Source organism: Rathayibacter sp. AY1C6 (assembly GCF_002931535.1).
Taxonomy (GTDB): Bacteria; Actinomycetota; Actinomycetes; order Actinomycetales; family Microbacteriaceae; genus Rathayibacter.
The window spans coordinates 140,678-157,695 of record NZ_PSWC01000001.1 but is presented as its reverse complement, the minus strand read 5'-3'; the positions used below and the strand labels follow the sequence as shown (position 1 = coordinate 157,695).

Sequence of the window (17,018 nt, the reverse complement as noted above, 5' to 3'; positions counted from 1 at the left end):
CCCGGTCAGCTCGTCGCGGCGTGCTCGCCGCGCTCGTACACGTCCGCGGCCGATCCGACGATCAGCGGGTCCGGACCCAGCGGGCCCACGACCTCCTCGTCGCGTCCGTCGTAGTCGTAGAGGCTCAGGACGTAGCGCATGGCCTCGAGCCGGGCGCGCTTCTTGTCGTTGCTCTTCACGATGGTCCAGGGAGCGTCGGCGGTGTCGGTCGCCGCCATCATCGCCTCCTTGGCCGCGGTGTAGTCGCCCCACTTGTCGAGCGAGGCGAGGTCCATCGGCGAGAGCTTCCACTGGCGCACGGGGTCGATCATGCGGATCGTGAACCGGGTGCGCTGCTCCTCCGCCGAGACCGAGAACCACAGCTTCACCAGGTCGATGCCGTCGCCGACGAGCATCCGCTCGAACAGCGGCGTCTGGCGGATGAACTCGTCGTACTGCGCCGGCGTGCAGAAGCCCATCACGCGCTCCACGCCGGCCCGGTTGTACCAGGAGCGGTCGAAGAGGACGATCTCGCCAGCGGCCGGCAGGTGCGAGACGTAGCGCTGGAAGTACCACTGACCGGCCTCGCGCTCGGTCGGCTTCTCGAGCGCGACCACGCGGGCTCCGCGCGGGTTGAGGTGCTCGGTGAAGCGCTTGATGGTGCCGCCCTTGCCCGCGGCGTCGCGCCCCTCGAACACGACCACGAGTCGGCGCCCGTGCTTCTTGATCCAGTTCTGCAGCTTCAGCAGCTCGATCTGGAGGAGGCGCTTGCCCGCCTCGTACTCCTCGCGCGACATCCGCTCGTCGTAGGGGTAGCCCTCGCGCCAGGTGTCGACCTGCGTGCCGTCGCGGCGCAGGAGCACCGGATCGTCGTCGTCCTCGTCCAGCACGACGAGGTCCCGCGCGTCGGCGGGCGTGAGCGTGCGGAGCAGCTCGGGAGTGGGACGGAGGGCGTCATCGGCGGTGTCGGGCACGGAGGGACGCTAGTGCGCCCGTGCGACGCTCCGGTGAACGGCGGGTATCCCCGCGTCTGCGGGGAGGACGGTCGGACAGGCTGCCGCGCCGATCGCGGACCCGGCCGCCGGACGCGCAGGCTGACCACGACGGCTGTACGCGACCGAGGCTGCAGTGCTCGATCCGGTGCATTCCCGCGAGGATCGACCGGCTCCGCCTCGTCTCGGGACGGCGTCAGCCGGTGAACGCCGCAGGAGGCAGGTCGGTCTCGCCGCCCTCGACCGCGTCGAGCAGCCGGTCGACCACGTCCTGCGGCGCCAGACCCGCGCCGAAGCGGGGCGCGTCTCCCGCGAGAGGGTGCCGGGACAGCTCGGTCTCGGTGTGGCCGGGGCGCGCGTCGAGCAGGAGGACGCCCGCCCGCTTGTACTCGCGGGCCGAGGCCTTCACGAAGGAGTGCAGTGCCGCCTTCGAGGCGGAGTACGCGGCGAGGCCCGCGGTCGGAGCCTCCGCCACCACGCCGCTGATGGTCAGCGCGAACGGCTCGCGCCCCTCGCCCGCCGACGCGACGAGCGACGGCAGCGCGGCGGTCAGCACCCGGATCGGCGCCAGCGCGTTCACCTCGACGAGCTCCTCCAGAACGGCCGGATCGAGCTCGGCGGACGGCCCGAAGGCCACGACGCCCGCGGCCACGACGACGCCGTCGAGGCGCCCGTGCCGCTCGAGCACCTCGGCGACCACGCGCCGGGGCTCGTCCTCCCCGCGCAGGTCGGCGACCAGGGGTGCCTCGCCGAGCGCCGCGGAGTCGCGCCCCGAGCGCACCGCGACGGCACCGCGCGCCTCCAGCGAATCGGCCAGGAGGCGGCCGAGGCCGCCCGAGGCTCCGAGGACGAGGACGACGGCACCGTCGAGACGAGTCATGTGGCGAGCCTAGACGGGTGTGCTGTCGCGGATCGGCACTACCGTCCGAGCGACCGGGCCCCTACCGTGAGGCCCATGACACGACTGCAGAGCCGTGCCGTGCTACACCGCCTGCTCGAGGTTCTCGAGGATCCCGCCCCCGTCACCATCGGCCACGCGCGTCACGTCCGGATGCTCGTCCGCGAGGCTCTGGAGTGGATCGCCGGCCCTCGAGCGCACGAGTCCGGTGCGTGGAGCGGCCCCGCTTCGGGAGAGCCCGCGGCCGCGCTCGCCCCCGAGGATCCCGCCGCCACGGACCCGGGTCTCTGACGCTCCCGCCCTCCTCGTAGACTCGTTCGCCGGAGGAACGGGGGGTCGATGGACGAGGGTGCGCCGGCGGGCTGGTACCGCGACGAGGCCGATGCGGCCGAGATGCGCTGGTGGGACGGCAGGCGGTTCACCGGGGCGCGCCGCTCCGCGCAGGACAGTGCCGCTGTGGTGCGGGACGCACCCGTCACCCCCGTCACGGAGCGCGTCGTCTACCGCCTCCCGAACGCCGACGGCGCCCCGAGCGTCGACGCCCTCGCCGAGGCCGAGCGGATCGAGGAGATCGCCGATCTGATCGGCCGCACGCTCGAGCAGGGCGAGATCGACGAGCGGACCCTCGAGGTCGACCTGATCCCCGAGCCCGACCACCCCACCGGCCTCGACGCCGTCTCGGTCCGGGTCGGCGGCCGCGTCCTCGGCTACCTGCCGAACGCCTCCGCCCACCGGGCCGCTCTCGACCGGGTCGTGGCGAGCGGAGCCGTCCCGGTCACGACCGCGCGCCTCCGGGTCGAGCGCGGCGAGGAGGGCCTGCGGGCCGTCCTCCGCGTCGCCCTGGTCGCCCCCGAGCTGCTCGTGCCGCTCAACGAGCCGCCCGTCGAGCGCCACTCGATCCTCCCCTGGTCGCGGGGCCTGCCGGTCCTGCGCGAGGACGAGCACTTCGCCCGCCTCTCGACGGTCGTTCCGTTGAGCGGCCGCGGCATGCTGCTGGTGACCCTGCACCCGGCCGGCGACCTCGTCGAGCTCCGTCTCGACGGCGAGCGGGTGGGCGAGCTCTCCCCGACCCTCTCGGCGGATTTCACCCCGACCCTCCGCCACCTCGCGAGCCTCGGCCTCACCGCCGCCGCCTACGCCTCCCTCCGCGGATCCCCGCTGAAGGTCGAGCTCACGCTGCAGGCCGCGAAGGCCGCGGAGCTGCCCGCCGAGTGGGTCGACGGCCGTCCGGTCACTCTCCCCCGACTCCTCCCGCCGGCCCGGACCTACACCGTCCCGCCCTCGTACACGGCGCCGCTGCGTCCCACTCCCCGCAGCTCGGAGGCGGTCTCCCGCTCGGTCCGCCGGACCGTCGCCTGGGTGGTCGTCGGCGTCTGCACCCTCGTCGGGCTGTCGAGCTGGCTGATCGGGGACGTGCTGAACTGACGGGCGGAGCGGACGTCCGCGGACGTGACCGGCCTCGTGTCGGACTCCCGGGGTCGGCGATCCCGCACCTCCGTGCAGAAGGGCCCGGCTCGCGGATCCGGGGTTCCGAGCGAACCGGGCGCCTCGAGCCGAGCGCGGCCGTCCTACACGTTGAAGCGGAACTCCACGACGTCGCCGTCCTGCATCACGTAGTCCTTGCCCTCGATGCGGGCCTTGCCCTTCGCGCGGGCCTCGGCGATCGAGCCGGTCTCGACGAGGTCGTCGAACGAGATGATCTCGGCCTTGATGAAGCCCTTCTGGAAGTCGGTGTGGATGACACCGGCGGCCTGGGGCGCGGTCCAGCCCTTCCCGATGGTCCAGGCGCGCGTCTCCTTCGGGCCGGCCGTGAGGTACGTCTGGAGGCCCAGGGTGTCGAAGCCGATGGTCGCGAGCTGGTTGAGGCCCGACTCCGTCTGGCCGGTCGACTCGAGCATCTCGGCGGCGTCGGCCTCGTCGAGGTCGATCAGCTCGGACTCGATCTTCGCGTCAAGGAAGATCGCCTTCGCCGGCGCGACGAGGGCCGCGAGCTCGGCCTTCCGGGCGTCGTCGGTCAGCACGGCCTCGTCGACGTTGAAGACGTAGATGAACGGCTTGGCGGTCAGCAGGCCCAGCTCGCGGATCGGCTCCAGGTCGATCGAGGAGGCCGACAGCGGCTTGCCCTGGTCGAGGAACTCGCGCGCCTTCTTCGCGGTCTCGACCACGATCGGCTCGATCTTCCTGCCCTTGAGCTCCTTCTCGTAGCGGGCCTCGGCCTTCTCGAGGGTCTGGAGATCGGCGAGGACCAGCTCGGTGTTGATCGTCTCCATGTCGCTGGCGGCGTCGACCTTGCCGTCGACGTGGACGACGTCGGAGTCCTCGAAGCCGCGGATGACCTGCGCGATGGCGTCGGCCTCGCGGATGTTCGCGAGGAACTTGTTGCCCAGGCCCTCGCCCTCGGACGCGCCGCGCACGATGCCGGCGATGTCGACGAAGGAGACGGGCGCCGGGAGGATGCGCTCGGAGCCGAAGATCCCGGCGAGCACCTCGAGGCGGGAGTCGGGCAGGTTCACCACACCCACGTTCGGCTCGATCGTCGCGAACGGGTAGTTCGCCGCGAGCACCGTGTTCTTGGTCAGTGCGTTGAAGAGCGTCGACTTGCCGACGTTGGGGAGACCGACGATTGCGATAGTGAGAGCCACGGGCATCCATCCTACGGCGTGGCGGCGGAAGGGCCGGGCGGGCGGGGCGCGGAGGAACGGGAGGCGCCCGCCCGCGGCCGGCGGGTGCTCCCGCCCGCTCGTGGCGACGCGCGCGCGACGCTCCCGGCGGCGTCGGAGGTGCGTGAGAGGCTGGAGCGTGCCCATCGACTTCACCGCCATCGACTTCGAGACCGCCAACTCGCACGGGGCCTCCGCCTGCTCCGTCGGGCTCGTCAAGGTCCGCGACGGCCGCGTCGTCGACCGCGCCGGCTGGCTCATCCGCCCGCCGTTGGGGTACGACGACTTCCTCGAGTGGAACACGCGGATCCACGGCATCCGCAAGCACGACGTGCACGCCGCCGCCTCCTGGGTCGACCAGTTCGCCGACCTGGCGGCCTTCGCCGGCGAGGACGTGTTCGTCGCGCACAACGCCGGCTTCGACATGGGCGTCATCCGCGCAGCCTGCGCGGCGACCTCCCTCGAGCACCCCGAGTACGACTACCTCTGCTCGCTGCAGCTCGCCCGCAAGACGTACGAGCTCGACTCCTACCGCCTCCCCGTCGTCGCCATGGCCGCGGGCTTCGAGGACTTCCGCCACCACGACGCGTCGGCCGACGCCGAGGCGTGCGCCGCGATCGTCGTGCACGCGGCCCGGCGGCACGGCGCCGCGAGCATGGCCGAGCTCGGCGAGCTGGCCGGCGTCTCCGTGAAGCGCCTGCGCCCGAAGGCCCCCGTCGCCGCCTGACGTCCGTCATGCCGAGCCGGCTCGAGACGATCGGCTCAGCCGCGGGGGTCGCCGAACCAGGTGCTGAAGATGCGCCAGAAGTTCCGGTTCCCGTAGGCCGAGCAGTCGTCGCCCTCGCCGTAGAGGTTCGCGAGCGCCGCCGCATTCGGCTGGTACGGCGTGTAGTAGTAGAGACCCGCCGTGGCCGCGTTGGCGATCGTCACCGGGGCGGTGCCGCAGGACTCGTCCGGGGAGTAGCGGACGTCGCTGGCCGCGCCGACCGGGTACCAGTCGAAGCTCGAGTCCGGATTCCGGTAGCGCTGGAACTGCCACGCCGCTCCGTACACCTGCGCCGCGAAGCCGTAGGAGTCCGTGTCGCAGTCGGCGGTGTCCGGGCAGCCGTAGCCCGTGGCGCTGCGGAACTGCCGCTCGCTCGGCTCCGGATCGGTCACGAGCGACTGCTCCTTCTGCAGCAGCACCAGGAGGACGGCCGGATTCACGCCGCACGCGCCGGCGACCGAGGTGATGATCTCCGCTGCCGGGACGTCGCGTCCGGCGGGCCGCGCATCGCACTGCTCGTCGGCCGTGATCGCCGCGGTGTCCTCGGCGTAGTCGCGCAGGCACGGCACCGGCCCGCCCGCGCAGTCGGGGACGCGGGCGTCGAGGAACGCCTGCACCGTGAGCGGTCCGAGCGCGTCGCCGGCGAAGAAGACCTCGTCGGAGATCAGGTCGCCCGGGTCGAAGTCGGCCGCGACGGGGCCCGGCTGGAGGAAGGTCCACAGCCGGACGGTCTGCGGCTCGGACGGCACCGCTGCGAGGCGCGTGCCGTCGACGGAGTCTCCCAGCAGGAGTGCCACCAGCGCCGCGACGACGACGACCGCACCGCCCCGCCGGCGTCGGAGGCCGGTCGGGGACGGTGCGGTCGGGGTCATCCCTCCACGCTAGTGGCGGGGTCGCGGGCGATCAGCCGCAGGGGGTGAGCCGCGCGACGTCCTCCGAGAGGGTGGTGGGACCGCCGAGGAGGACGACCCGCTGAGCTCCCGACTTCGCGATGTCGGTCAGGACGGCGCGGGGCACGCAGTTCGTCGGCACGGCGAACAGCGGGCTGTTCGAGTAGCCCGCCGCCGTGGCTCCGGCGAGGGCGTCGGGGAAATTCTCGCCCGTCGCCAGGAACACGGTCTCGGCCCTCGAGAAGGCTGCCCGGTTCAGCTGCTCCGAGGTGTCGTAGCGGTCGACTCCGCCGATGCGGGTGATCGTCGGCACCGGAAGCGAGTTCTTGATCCCCTCGCTCACCGACAGGGGGCTGCCCGCGATGGTGAGGTTCTGCACCTTGAGCTTCGAGAGGATGCCCTTCGTCACGGCGTCGGCCGTGCTGCCGGTGCCGTTCACGAGGACGACGGGCGCGTCGACGGAGCCGGCCGCGGCGCTCGCGCCGAGCGCGTCGGGGAACTTCTCGCCCGTGGCGAGCCAGGCCCGCGTCGAGCCGCCCGAGAACGCGCTCTGGATGATGAGCCTGGACGTGTCGTAGCGGTCCTTCCCTCCGATGCGGTCCACCGTCGGCGAGTAGGACCTCAGCTGGTTCAGCAGGCCGTCGCCGACGCTCAGTGCGGAGCCGACCACGACGATCCTCGCCGGCTTGAGCCGGCTGAGCTCGTCGCGAACGGGCTGCGACATCGAGTCCCGGTCGACCAGGAGCAGCGGACCGCCCTGCTTGGCCGCGGCAGGGGCGGCGCTCAGGGCGTCGGGGAAGTTGGCGCCGGTCGCGATGTAGACGACCGGGACGTTCGTGCGGAAGACGGCCTTCGAGATCGCGACGGCGGTGCCCTGGCGGTCCGTGCCGGCCAGGCGCGAGACGTCGATCCCGGCCGACGTGCTCACGGACGAGCAGCCGAGATCCTTCCGGCCGGGGCCCCGGGAGTCGCCCGTGCCGACCCAGCGGTTCCAGTCGACGGAGTCGGCGGAGACGCAGACCTGGTAGGTGCCGGGTGCCGAGACGGGCGTGGTGGCGCCGAAGCCGTGGGCGCGGCCGGCGACGGAGTACTCGCCCGGGATGTCACCGCGGTCGCCGTTCGCGGTCTGCGTGCGGACCGTGCGGGTGCCGTCGGGGCCGGTCACCGTGACCGTCGTGGTCAGCGCGGCCTGCTGCGTCGTCGGATCGACGGCCCAGCCGGACACGCTCAGGGTGCTGCCCGAGATGCGCGGGGCGTCGACGCGTCCCGCGGGGGCGATCCCGGCGTTGGCCAGGGTGCCGTTCGGGTTCCAGTCGCTGAAGAGGTACCAGAAGTTGATGTTGCCGTAGGTCGCGCAGGCCGCGTTGCCGGAGCCGGTGAGCGCGTAGTCGTTGGGCTGGTACGGCGTGTAGTAGTAGAGGTCGGCCGTGGCCTGGTTGCGGATGGTGACCGGCGAGGAGCCGCACGCGGTGCTCGGGTAGTAGGCGACGTTCGGCGTCGTGCCCGGAGCGTAGGTGGTGAAGTTCGAGCCGGAGCCGGGCGGGTTGGCGTAGCGCTTGAACTGGCGGGCCGCGCTGTAGACCTGCGTGAAGAAGCCCGCCGAGCCGGGGTCGCACGCCGCGGTGTCCGGGCAGTTGTAGCCGGTCGCCTTGGCGTAGTCCTCGGGGCTGGGCGTCGCGTCGGTGACGAGGCTCCGCTCCTTCTGCACGAGCACGACCAGGGCGAGCGGGTTGATGCCGCAGGCCAGGCCGACGCGCGTGAAGATCGAGGCCGACGACTCGCTGCCGGAGCCCTGGTAGGCGCTGCACATCGCGTCCGCCGCCTTGGACGGCGTCGCCTGCGAGAAGTTCTTGAGGCAGGGGGCGGTGCCTGCGGTGGAGCACGGGCTGCCCTTCTCGTTCAGGAGCGACTGCACCTGACCGGTGCTCAGCGCGTCCCCGTCGAAGAACTGGGCGTCGCTGACGATGAAGCCGGCGCGGAAGCTCTTCGTCTCCTCGGCGCTGTACTGCGTCGACTGGTCCGGGACGCCGAGGTCGGCGCGGTCGAGGGACGCGTCGAGAGCGCCGGTCTCGACCGAGACGGTCGACGGCGCGTCCTCGGCGGCGGAGGCGGAGGTGATCGGGACGAGGGCGGTGCCGAGCCCGACGGCGAGAGCGAGCGCGGCCGTGAGCAGGCGCGATGAGCGGTGGTGATTCCCCATGATCGCGAAGTCTACGAGGCGGTCGCAGGGCGTCCTGGCCCTCGTTCGGTGGGCGTGGCGCGTCGATCGCTCGATGTCGGAGGTGCGTGGTGTCATCGGCGGCATGGATCTCTCCTTCGTCCTCGGCCTGGTGGTCGGTGCGCTCCTCGCGGGAGTCGTGGCCGTCCTCCTCGCCCGCTCCCGCACGCCCGACGCCGCCCTCGCCCTCGACCTCGCGACGGCCCGCGCCCGCGCTGAGGGCCTGGAGGAGCGGCACGAGGCCGTCGTCGAGCAGCACCGCGAGCACCTCGGCTCCGCCCGCGACCAGATCCGCGAGCTCCAGGAGCAGCTGCGCGTCGTCGCCGAGCGCGAGCGGCACGACGCGCGCATCCTGCAGACCCTCTCCCCCGTCGCCGAGAGCCTGCGCGGCATGCAGGAGGCGGTCGGCCGGCTCGAGCGCGAGCGCGCCGCCCAGTTCGGGGCGATCACCGAGCAGCTCGAGGGACAGCGGGCGGCGGGCGAGCAGCTGCGCTCGACGACCGAGACCCTCGCGTCCGCGCTCCGCTCCACCACGAGCCGCGGCGCCTGGGGCGAGACGCAGCTGCGGAACGTCGTCGAGGCCGCCGGGCTCACCCAGCGGGTCGACTTCGACGTGCAGTTCGGGCTCGAGGGCGAGGCGGGCCGCGGCCGCGCCGACATGGTGGTCCGCCTGCCCGGCGGCAAGGCGATCGCGGTGGACGCCAAGGTGCCGTTCGACGCGTACCTGGAGGCGAGCGCGATCCCCGCGGGCGCCGGCGGAGAGGAGGAGGCGCGGCGCGCGGGGCTCCTGCGCGCGCACGTCCGCGCCCTCCGCGGCCATGTGGACGCGCTGGCCGCCCGCTCCTACTGGACCGGTCTCCCGGCGAGCCCCGAGTTCGTCATCGCGTTCGTGCCGAGCGAGCCGCTGCTCGCGAGCGCGCTCGACGCCGACCCGAGCCTGCTCGAGTACGCGTTCCGCAAGCGCGTCGCCCTCGCCTCGCCCGTGACCCTGTGGTCGGTGCTGAAGACCGTCGCCTACACCTGGCAGCAGGACGTGCTCACCGACGACGCCAAGCGCCTGCTCGACCTCGGCAAGACGCTCTACGCCCGTCTCGGCACCCTCGCCGACCACGCCGAGGGCCTGCGCCGCTCGCTCGAGAAGACGGTCGACTCCTACAACGCCTTCGCCGGCTCGCTCGAGAGCCGCGTGCTGGTCACCGCGCGCCAGTTCGACTCCCTCGACGAGTCGCGCGTCATCGCCCCGGTCGGAGGAGTCGCCTCCTCGCCGCGCCGCCTCACCGCCGTCGAGCTGCTCGCCGCGGACGACGAGTCCGAGCGGACCGCGTAGGGTCCCGGGTTCTCGCTGAGCGAGCACCGGGCGTGCAGGCCGGGCGCGAGCGGCGCCGTCCATCCGGCTCGACACCCGGACGACCGCAGCTCACGACGGCACTCCGCCTCCGCGGCTCGCCGGAGGAGCGCCCGCGACGCGCATCGAGACCCGCCGCGGCTCCGCCCGCTCACCTGGTGATGATCGAGGCCGACGTTCTATCGCGCATCACACGCCGAGACGCCACCGCTCTCGCCGAGGCGCCGTCAGCGGGGCGGCGCCTCAGCGGCGGGGCGGCGTCTCGGACAGACGGTGACGGCCTAGACCCACTTCTCCGCGAGGTGCTGGGCGGTCACGCGGCGGATGGTGCCCGAGCGGGAGCGCAGCACGATGGACTCCGTCGTGATGACGTGGCCCTCCTTGCGCACGCCCTTCACGAGCCCGCCGTTCGTCACTCCGGTCGCGACGAAGTAGGTGTTGTCGCTGCGGACGAGGTCGTTGGCGTGGAGGACGCGATCGAGGTCGTGCCCGGCGTCGATGGCGCGCTGGCGCTCGTCGTCGTCCTTCGGGCGGAGGATGCCCTGGATCACTCCCCCGAGCGCGCGGATGGCGCAGGCGGTGATGATGCCCTCGGGCGTGCCTCCGGTGCCGACGCACATGTCGAGTCGGGAGTCGTGGCGAGCGGCGTTGATGCCGCCCGCGACGTCGCCGTCGAGCAGGAGGCGCGTGCCGGCTCCGGCCGCACGGATGTCCTCGATCAGCTGAGCGTGGCGCGGGCGGTCGAGCACCGCGATGCGCATCTCCTCGACGGGCTTGCGCTTGGCGCGGGCCAGGGCGCGGATGTTCTCGCCGATCGGGCGCTGGATGTCGATGATCCCGACGCCCTCGGGCCCGGTGACGATCTTCTCCATGTAGAACACGGCGGAGGGGTCGAACATCGCGCCGCGGTCGGCGACGGCGATCATCGAGAGCGCGTTCTGGCGCCCGGCCGCGGTCAGCGAGGTGCCGTCGATCGGGTCGACGGCGATGTCGGCGGCGGGCCCCGAGCCGTTGCCGACGTGCTCGCCGTTGAAGAGCATGGGCGCGTTGTCCTTCTCGCCCTCGCCGATCACGACGACTCCGTCGAAGTTCACGGTCCCGAGGAAGGTGCGCATGGCGTCGACCGCTGCGCCGTCGGCGGCGTTCTTGTCGCCCTTGCCGATGAAGGGCACGGCGCGGATCGCGGCGGCCTCGGTGGCGCGGACGAGCTCCATGCCGAGGTTGCGGTCGGGGTGGAGGTAGAGCGAGTCGCTGTCGATCACAGAGCGGAGTCCTTCGTCGTCGAGTTCGTGCACGTCGTCGCAGGACCCGCGGAGCGGATCCCCATCCCTGCCCGAAGCCTAGTCCAGGGCCCTCCACGGGCGGAGGGACCGCGGAGGGGCGCCTCGCTAGACTCGTCCGCGACGCGGGCCTCGCCCGACCCCCCTTCGTTCATCCGTCAAAGGAGATGCCATGCCCGTCGCTACCCCGGACCAGTACGCAGAGATGCTCGACAAGGCGAAGGCGGGCGGCTTCGCCTACCCGGCGTTCAACGTCTCGTCGTCGCAGACGATCAACGCGGTCCTCCAGGGCCTCACCGAGGCGGGCTCGGACGGCATCATCCAGGTCACCACCGGAGGCGCGGACTACTTCGCCGGCCACACCGTGAAGAACCGCGCGGCAGGCGCGATCGCCTTCGCGAGGTTCGCGACCGAGGTCGCCAAGAACTACCCGGTCACGGTCGCGCTCCACACCGACCACTGCCCGCAGAACGCGCTCGAGGGCTTCGTCTACCCGCTGATCGCCGCCTCCGAGGAGGAGGTCAAGGCCGGTCGCGAGCCGCTGTTCCAGTCGCACATGTGGGACGGCTCCGCGATCCCGCTCGACGAGAACCTCGCCATCGCGAAGGAGATCCTCCCGCGCGTCAAGAACATCAACGCCATCCTCGAGGTCGAGATCGGCGTCGTCGGCGGCGAGGAGGACGGCGTCTCGCACGACATCAACGAGCACCTCTACACCACGCTCGACGACGCGATCGCGACCGTCGAGGCCCTCGGCTTCGGCGAGCAGGGCCGCTACATGGCCGCCCTGACCTTCGGCAACGTCCACGGCGTCTACAAGCCGGGCAACGTCCGCCTGCGCCCGGAGCTGCTCCGCGAGATCCAGGACGGCCTGCAGGCGAAGTACGGCACCGGCGCGCTCCCCCTCGATCTCGTCTTCCACGGCGGCTCGGGCTCGACCGACGAGGAGATCGCCGAGGCGGTCCGCAACGGCGTCGTCAAGATGAACATCGACACCGACACGCAGTACGCCTTCAGCCGCTCCGTCGCGGACACCGTGCTGAAGAACTACGACGGCTTCCTCAAGGTCGACGGCGAGGTCGGCAACAAGAAGGTCTACGACCCGCGCTCGTGGGGCAAGATCGCCGAGACCGCGATGGCCGCGCGCGTCGCCGAGGCGACCCGTCAGCTCGGCTCGGCCGGGAACTCCGGGAAGTAGGGCACCGCTCCGTGACGAACGCACACGATCAGCCGGGCGACAGGCGTCCGGAGCCGCAGTACGGCGAGTACGCGCCGCCCGGCTGGTCGTGGCAGCCGCCGGAGGACGCCGTGGTCGTCCCCGACCCGAGGGGGTCGGAGACCGATCCGAGGCCCGCGACCGCTCCGGCCGCGAAGCCCGTCGCGCATCCCGTCGACCGCCTGCTCACGATCGTGCTGCTCGCGCTCGGCGTGTTCTTCGCCGTGCCGACGCTGCTCGATCCCTCGAGCTTCGCGACGACCCTCCAGGAGCTCTACCGCTCCCAGGGCATCGGCACCTACGCGTCGCCGGAGCTCGCACGGATCCTCGGCGTCGTGGTGGCGCTCGCGCAGTCGCTGATCGTCGCCTTCGCGGTGTGGATCTCGATCCGGCGGCTCCGCGCCGGCAAGCGCGCCGTGCTCGTCCCGATCCTCGGGATCGCGGCGACCGTGCTGCTCTCCCTGATCGTCGCGGCGATCGCCATCCTGGGCGACCCGACGTTCGCGGAGTACGTCACGCGCATGTCGGGCTCGCAGGGCGGCGCCGGCACCGACGTCTAGCGTCGATCCCCGTTCCACCGCACACGGAAGAGGCCGCCGCTCCCGAGGGAGGGCGGCCTCTTCCGTGTCCGGGCCGGAACGCTCTAGGCGCCCGCTCCCGCGCTGATGCGTCCACCGACGCCGCGGGCGTCGCGCTTGCCGGCGACGTCCTTGCGCAGCTCCTTGGGGAGCGAGAACATCAGGTCCTCCTCCGCCGTCTTGACCTCCTCGACATCGCCGTACCCGGCGGCGGCGAGGTCGTCGAGGACCTCCTGGACGAGCACCTCGGGCACCGAGGCGCCGCTGGTGACGCCGACGGTGCGGATGCCCTCGAGCCACTCCTGCTTGATCTCGCTCGCGTAGTCGACCCGGTAGGCGGCCTTCGCGCCGTACTCGAGGGCGACCTCGACGAGGCGCACGGAGTTGGAGGAGTTCGCGGAGCCGACGACGATGACCAGCTCGGCGCCCGCGGCGACCTTCTTGATCGCGACCTGGCGGTTCTGCGTGGCGTAGCAGATGTCGTCGCTCGGCGGGTCCTGCAGGTTGGGGAAGCGCTCGCGGAGACGGCGCACCGTCTCCATCGTCTCGTCGACCGAGAGCGTCGTCTGCGAGAGCCAGACGACCTTGTCCGGGTCCTTCACGACGATGTTCGGCACGTCGTCGGGGCTGCCGACGAGGGTGACGTGATCGGGAGCCTCGCCCGCGGTGCCCTCGACCTCTTCGTGGCCCTCGTGGCCGATGAGGAGGATCTCGAAGTCGTCGCGCGCGAAGCGGACGGCCTCGCGGTGCACCTTCGTCACCAGGGGGCAGGTCGCGTCGATCGCCTGGAGACTGCGGTCGGCCGCGCCCTGGACGACGGCCGGTGAGACGCCGTGCGCGCTGAAGACGATGTGCGATCCCTCGGGCACCTCGTCGACCTCGTCGACGAAGATGGCGCCCTGGCTCTCGAGCGTGGAGACGACGTGCACGTTGTGCACGATCTGCTTGCGCACGTAGACCGGGGCACCGTAGTGCTCGATGGCCTTCTCGACGGCGACGACCGCGCGGTCGACTCCGGCGCAGTAGCCGCGGGGCGCGGCGAGGAGGACGCGCTTGCGGCCCTCGACGGGGACGTCGCGCAGACGCCCTGTGGCGCGGGGCATGCGCGGCATGGGCAGGCTGATCGGGACTTGGCTCACCCCCTGATTCTACGTGGTGCATCCTGTGCCCGGGCCGTCCCGGTGTCGGACCCGTCCCGTACCGTTGTCGTCGCGGGAGGGCACTCCCGCTCCCCCCGTCCCTCCGAGCAGAGGCAGCGATGACCGACGCCCCACCCACCGCCGACGCACCCTGGCCGGTCGGCCTGCTCGCCAGCAAGATCAAGGGCTGGATCGAGCGCCTCGGGACCGCGTGGGTCGAGGGCGAGATCACCCAGTGGGGCGCGTCCGGCGGCAACGTCTACGGGAAGCTGAAGGACCTGTCCGGAGACGCGACGGTCGGCTTCACCGTCTGGTCGTCGGTGCGGAGCCGCCTCCCGGCCGACCTCAAGCAGGGCGATCGGGTCATTGCGCTGGTGAAGCCCAACTACTGGGTCAAGGGCGGCACGCTCTCGATGCAGGTCTTCGAGATGCGCCACGTCGGCCTGGGCGATCTGCTCGAGAAGCTCGAGCGGCTCCGCCGGCAGCTGGCGTCGGAGGGGCTGTTCGACGCCTCCCGCAAGAAGCCGCTGCCGTTCCTCCCGCACGGCGTGGGCCTCATCACCGGCAAGGACTCGGACGCCGAGAAGGACGTGCTGCGGAACGCGCAGCTGCGCTGGCCGGCTGTGCGCTTCCGGGTGGTCCACTCGGCCGTGCAGGGCGACCGGACGGTCCCGGAGGTGCTCTCGGCCCTGCGGACCCTCGAGGCCGACGACAGCATCGACGTGATCGTGATCGCCCGCGGAGGCGGTGACTTCCAGAACCTGCTCGGCTTCAGCGACGAGGCGCTCGTGCGCGCCGTCGCCGCCTGCTCCACTCCGGTCGTCAGCGCGATCGGCCACGAGGCCGACCGCCCGCTGCTCGACGACGTCGCCGACCTGCGCGCCTCCACTCCCACCGACGCCGCGAAGAGGGTCGTGCCCGACGTCTCCGACGAGCTGCTGCGCGTGCAGCAGGCCCGGCTGCGGATGACCGGCCGCGTGAGCGGGCTCGTCTCGCACGAGATCGACCGGCTCTCGCAGCTGCGCTCGCGGCCGGTGCTCGCCCAGCCGCACGTCCTGGTCGACCGGCACTCCGAGGAGCTGACCCGCTGGGTGGCGCGCGGCGCCGAGCTGGTGGACCGCCGCCTCGAGCGCGCGCACCTCGAGGTCGAGCGCCTGCACGGCCACCTGCGCGCCCTCTCCCCCCAGCACACCCTCGACCGCGGCTATGCGATCGTCCAGAACGCGGCCGGGCACGTCGTCCGGGCGCCCGGCGACGCACCGGCCGGCGGCGCACTCGTCCTCACGCTCGCGGAGGGTGCCGTCGGCGCCCGCTCCGAGGGGCCCACCGGCGATCCCGCCGGCCGGTCCTGAGCCCGCCGCGCCACCCGTCCCCCTCAGCCCCGATCGATAGGATCAGACCCATGCCCGACTCCCCCGACGCCTCGGCGACCGACTCCGACGTCTCGGGATTCTCCTACGAGCAGGCGCGCGACGAGCTCGTCCGCGTCGTGTCCGAGCTCGAGCAGGGCAGCTCCACCCTCGAGCGCTCGCTCGCCCTGTGGGAGCGCGGCGAGGCCCTCGCCGCCCGCTGCGAGGAGTGGCTGATCGGAGCACGCACCCGGCTGGACGCGGCCCGCTCCGGAGGGGCGGCCGCCGGATGAGCCGCGCGAAGCCCGCGCGGGTCGTCGCCGAGCTCGGGCGCCCGGAGACGGCGGCCGAAACGGCCGCACGCAAGGCCGAGAACTCCCGGCTCTACCGTCAGCGCAAGACGGTCAACAACCTCGTCTTCTCGCTGCTCGCGACCGTCGGCGCCGTAGCGCTCATCGTCCTGCTCGTCCCCCGCGGCGACACCGTGGAGCTCTCCTCGGTCGACGTCCCCCGCGTCGCCGCACAGGTCCAGCTGGGCGAGGAGCAGACGCTCGCCGTGCCCTCCCTGCCCGACGGCTGGAAGGCCAACGCGGCCGAGCTCCGCCGCGAGAACGGCACCGACTACTGGTACGTCGGCCTGATCACCCCGAAGGCGGGCTACATCGGCCTGAGCCAGGGGCTCGACGCGGACGCGGCCTGGGTCGCGACGCAGCTCGACCGCCGGGCGGCGACCGGCGTCGAGACGATCGACGGCCGCGACTGGACCGTCTACGACCACCGCGACTCCGGCGACGACACCGGCAACACGCCCTACGCACTCGAGACGACGGAGGGCTCCAGCACCTACCTCGTCTACGGCACGGCCCCGACGGACGAGATCCGCCTGGTCGTGGACGCCATCACCCCGCAGATCGGCCAGGAGGAGTCCCGATGAGCCTCGGAACCAGCAGCACCGTCCCCCGCGAGTCCCGCCCGCCGGCGTGGGTCTGGAAGGAGATGCTCCGCGGCAACCAGCGCTTCGTCGCCGGCGAGCCCCGCCACCCCCGCCAGGACGTCGAGCGCCGCGCCGAGCTCGCCGCCGCTCAGGCCCCGCTCGCCGCGCTCTTCGGCTGCAGCGACTCCCGCCTCGCGGCCGAGATCATCTTCGACCTGGGGCTCGGCGACCTCTTCGTCGTCCGCAACGCCGGCCAGGTGATCGCCGACTCCATCATCGGCTCGCTGGAGTACGGCGTCGCCGTTCTCGGCGTGAAGGTGCTGCTCGTGCTCGGCCACGACGAGTGCGGAGCGGTCCGGGCAGCGATCCAGTCGCAGGCGCCCGGCGCCGAGCGGCTCCCCCCGCACATCGAGCACCTGATCGAGCCGATCATCCCCGCGGTGCGCCGCCTCGTGGGTGCTCAGCCGGACGGCCGCGTGCTCGTCGACCCGTCGGCGACCGACGCGCTGGCCGTCGGCCGCGAGCACCTGCGCGACACGGTCGCCGAGCTGCTCCAGCGCTCCCCGCTGATCGCCGACGCTGTCGCGACCGGGCGGCTCGCCCTCGTCGGCGCCAACTACCGGCTCTCGGACGGCACCGTGATGTCCGATGTCGTGCTCGGCATCGATCCGCCCGAGCTCAGCCCCTACGTCTCCGAGCTGGAGCGCGACTCCGGCTCGGCCTCCTCCGCCGCCGCTCCGAGCGCGGTGGGATCGGATCCCGCGTGAGCGGCTC

At 72.4% G+C, this 17,018-nt stretch carries 17 protein-coding genes; 10 read left to right on the top strand and 7 right to left on the bottom strand.

The genetic code is table 11. The annotated features are described in order from the left end of the window. Nucleotides 1-5: 5 nt before the first annotated feature. Both ppk2 and C5D36_RS00680 read right to left on the bottom strand, forming a co-directional pair. Nucleotides 6-866 carry a polyphosphate kinase 2 gene (gene ppk2, locus C5D36_RS00685; RefSeq protein ID WP_244230712.1) on the bottom strand — a complete coding sequence of 287 codons (861 nt, stop codon included), beginning with the start codon at nt 864-866 and terminating at the stop codon, nt 6-8. Between the two features lie 301 nt (nt 867-1,167). Continuing rightward, nucleotides 1,168-1,851, bottom strand: coding sequence for an SDR family oxidoreductase (locus C5D36_RS00680; protein ID WP_104222961.1), 684 nt, complete (start codon nt 1,849-1,851; stop codon nt 1,168-1,170). Between the two features lie 75 nt (nt 1,852-1,926). Here C5D36_RS00680 and C5D36_RS00675 point away from each other — a divergent pair, with 75 nt between their 5' ends. Next, a complete protein-coding gene (locus tag C5D36_RS00675) occupies nt 1,927-2,160 on the top strand; it encodes a hypothetical protein (RefSeq protein ID WP_104222960.1) in 234 nt (77 codons plus the stop codon). 48 nt (nt 2,161-2,208) lie between these two features. Beyond that, the gene (locus tag C5D36_RS00670; RefSeq protein ID WP_104294976.1) at nt 2,209-3,294 is read left to right on the top strand and encodes a DUF2510 domain-containing protein; all 1,086 of its coding nucleotides are present in this window, start codon (nt 2,209-2,211) and stop codon (nt 3,292-3,294) included. A gap of 143 nt (nt 3,295-3,437) precedes the next feature. Here the strand turns inward: C5D36_RS00670 and ychF are convergent, their stop codons facing one another. Next, nucleotides 3,438-4,511 (bottom strand): redox-regulated ATPase YchF, encoded by a 1,074-nt coding sequence (gene ychF / locus C5D36_RS00665; protein WP_104222958.1) that lies wholly within the window; start codon nt 4,509-4,511, stop codon nt 3,438-3,440. 157 nt (nt 4,512-4,668) lie between these two features. On the opposite strand from ychF, the gene C5D36_RS00660 reads away from it, so the two are divergent. Beyond that, complete coding sequence (locus tag C5D36_RS00660) at nt 4,669-5,256, top strand: exonuclease domain-containing protein (RefSeq protein WP_104224410.1); 588 nt, start codon at nt 4,669-4,671, stop codon at nt 5,254-5,256. A gap of 35 nt (nt 5,257-5,291) precedes the next feature. On the opposite strand, the gene C5D36_RS00655 is transcribed toward C5D36_RS00660, so the two are convergent. Both C5D36_RS00655 and C5D36_RS00650 read right to left on the bottom strand, forming a co-directional pair. After that, nucleotides 5,292-6,167, bottom strand: a complete 876-nt coding sequence (locus C5D36_RS00655; RefSeq protein WP_104294975.1) for a hemagglutinin — start codon at nt 6,165-6,167, stop codon at nt 5,292-5,294. 31 nt (nt 6,168-6,198) lie between these two features. Beyond that, entirely contained in the window at nt 6,199-8,385 is a 2,187-nt protein-coding gene (locus C5D36_RS00650) for a cell wall-binding repeat-containing protein (RefSeq protein WP_104294974.1), read from the bottom strand. Between the two features lie 103 nt (nt 8,386-8,488). Between C5D36_RS00650 and C5D36_RS00645 the strand changes: the two genes are divergently transcribed. Then, nucleotides 8,489-9,730 carry a DNA recombination protein RmuC gene (locus tag C5D36_RS00645; RefSeq protein ID WP_219812562.1) on the top strand — a complete coding sequence of 414 codons (1,242 nt, stop codon included), beginning with the start codon at nt 8,489-8,491 and terminating at the stop codon, nt 9,728-9,730. A gap of 299 nt (nt 9,731-10,029) precedes the next feature. Here C5D36_RS00645 and glpX read toward each other — a convergent pair whose 3' ends face one another. Further along, nucleotides 10,030-10,962, bottom strand: coding sequence for a class II fructose-bisphosphatase (glpX, locus tag C5D36_RS00640; RefSeq protein WP_097165697.1), 933 nt, complete (start codon nt 10,960-10,962; stop codon nt 10,030-10,032). Between the two features lie 238 nt (nt 10,963-11,200). On the opposite strand from glpX, the gene fbaA reads away from it, so the two are divergent. Beyond that, nucleotides 11,201-12,226 carry a class II fructose-bisphosphate aldolase gene (gene fbaA, locus C5D36_RS00635; RefSeq protein ID WP_104224414.1) on the top strand — a complete coding sequence of 342 codons (1,026 nt, stop codon included), beginning with the start codon at nt 11,201-11,203 and terminating at the stop codon, nt 12,224-12,226. An 11-nt stretch (nt 12,227-12,237) separates the two neighbouring features. Beyond that, nucleotides 12,238-12,804, top strand: coding sequence for a DUF6264 family protein (locus C5D36_RS00630; RefSeq protein ID WP_104224415.1), 567 nt, complete (start codon nt 12,238-12,240; stop codon nt 12,802-12,804). 83 nt (nt 12,805-12,887) lie between these two features. Here the strand turns inward: C5D36_RS00630 and C5D36_RS00625 are convergent, their stop codons facing one another. After that, complete coding sequence (locus tag C5D36_RS00625; RefSeq protein WP_104232760.1) at nt 12,888-13,934, bottom strand: 4-hydroxy-3-methylbut-2-enyl diphosphate reductase; 1,047 nt, start codon at nt 13,932-13,934, stop codon at nt 12,888-12,890. Between the two features lie 146 nt (nt 13,935-14,080). On the opposite strand from C5D36_RS00625, the gene xseA reads away from it, so the two are divergent. The 4 genes from xseA to C5D36_RS00605 are packed head-to-tail and all read left to right on the top strand — an operon-like array spanning nt 14,081 to nt 17,011. After that, nucleotides 14,081-15,313 (top strand): exodeoxyribonuclease VII large subunit, encoded by a 1,233-nt coding sequence (gene xseA / locus C5D36_RS00620; protein ID WP_104224417.1) that lies wholly within the window; start codon nt 14,081-14,083, stop codon nt 15,311-15,313. Between the two features lie 50 nt (nt 15,314-15,363). Beyond that, entirely contained in the window at nt 15,364-15,603 is a 240-nt protein-coding gene (locus C5D36_RS00615; protein ID WP_104294972.1) for an exodeoxyribonuclease VII small subunit, read from the top strand. Then, nucleotides 15,600-16,244, top strand: coding sequence for a DUF4245 domain-containing protein (locus tag C5D36_RS00610; RefSeq protein WP_104232761.1), 645 nt, complete (start codon nt 15,600-15,602; stop codon nt 16,242-16,244). The genes C5D36_RS00615 and C5D36_RS00610 overlap by 4 nt, the downstream gene beginning before the upstream one ends. Further along, a complete protein-coding gene (locus C5D36_RS00605) occupies nt 16,241-17,011 on the top strand; it encodes a carbonic anhydrase (RefSeq protein WP_208543312.1) in 771 nt (256 codons plus the stop codon). Before C5D36_RS00610 ends, C5D36_RS00605 begins: the two co-directional genes overlap by 4 nt. The last annotated feature ends 7 nt before the right edge of the window (nt 17,012-17,018 follow it).

Coding starts and splice junctions, on each gene's coding strand:
- C5D36_RS00680 (WP_104222961.1), bottom strand. CDS start 1,851: ATGACTCGTCTCGACGGTGCCGTCGTCCTCGTCCTCGGAGCCTCGGGC.
- C5D36_RS00675 (WP_104222960.1), top strand. CDS start 1,927: ATGACACGACTGCAGAGCCGTGCCGTGCTACACCGCCTGCTCGAGGTT.
- C5D36_RS00670 (WP_104294976.1), top strand. CDS start 2,209: ATGGACGAGGGTGCGCCGGCGGGCTGGTACCGCGACGAGGCCGATGCG.
- C5D36_RS00655 (WP_104294975.1), bottom strand. CDS start 6,167: ATGACCCCGACCGCACCGTCCCCGACCGGCCTCCGACGCCGGCGGGGC.
- C5D36_RS00650 (WP_104294974.1), bottom strand. CDS start 8,385: ATGGGGAATCACCACCGCTCATCGCGCCTGCTCACGGCCGCGCTCGCT.
- C5D36_RS00645 (WP_219812562.1), top strand. CDS start 8,489: ATGGATCTCTCCTTCGTCCTCGGCCTGGTGGTCGGTGCGCTCCTCGCG.
- glpX (WP_097165697.1), bottom strand. CDS start 10,962: ATGGAGCTCGTCCGCGCCACCGAGGCCGCCGCGATCCGCGCCGTGCCC.
- fbaA (WP_104224414.1), top strand. CDS start 11,201: ATGCCCGTCGCTACCCCGGACCAGTACGCAGAGATGCTCGACAAGGCG.
- C5D36_RS00625 (WP_104232760.1), bottom strand. CDS start 13,934: ATGCCGCGCATGCCCCGCGCCACAGGGCGTCTGCGCGACGTCCCCGTC.
- xseA (WP_104224417.1), top strand. CDS start 14,081: ATGACCGACGCCCCACCCACCGCCGACGCACCCTGGCCGGTCGGCCTG.
- C5D36_RS00615 (WP_104294972.1), top strand. CDS start 15,364: ATGCCCGACTCCCCCGACGCCTCGGCGACCGACTCCGACGTCTCGGGA.
- C5D36_RS00610 (WP_104232761.1), top strand. CDS start 15,600: ATGAGCCGCGCGAAGCCCGCGCGGGTCGTCGCCGAGCTCGGGCGCCCG.
- C5D36_RS00605 (WP_208543312.1), top strand. CDS start 16,241: ATGAGCCTCGGAACCAGCAGCACCGTCCCCCGCGAGTCCCGCCCGCCG.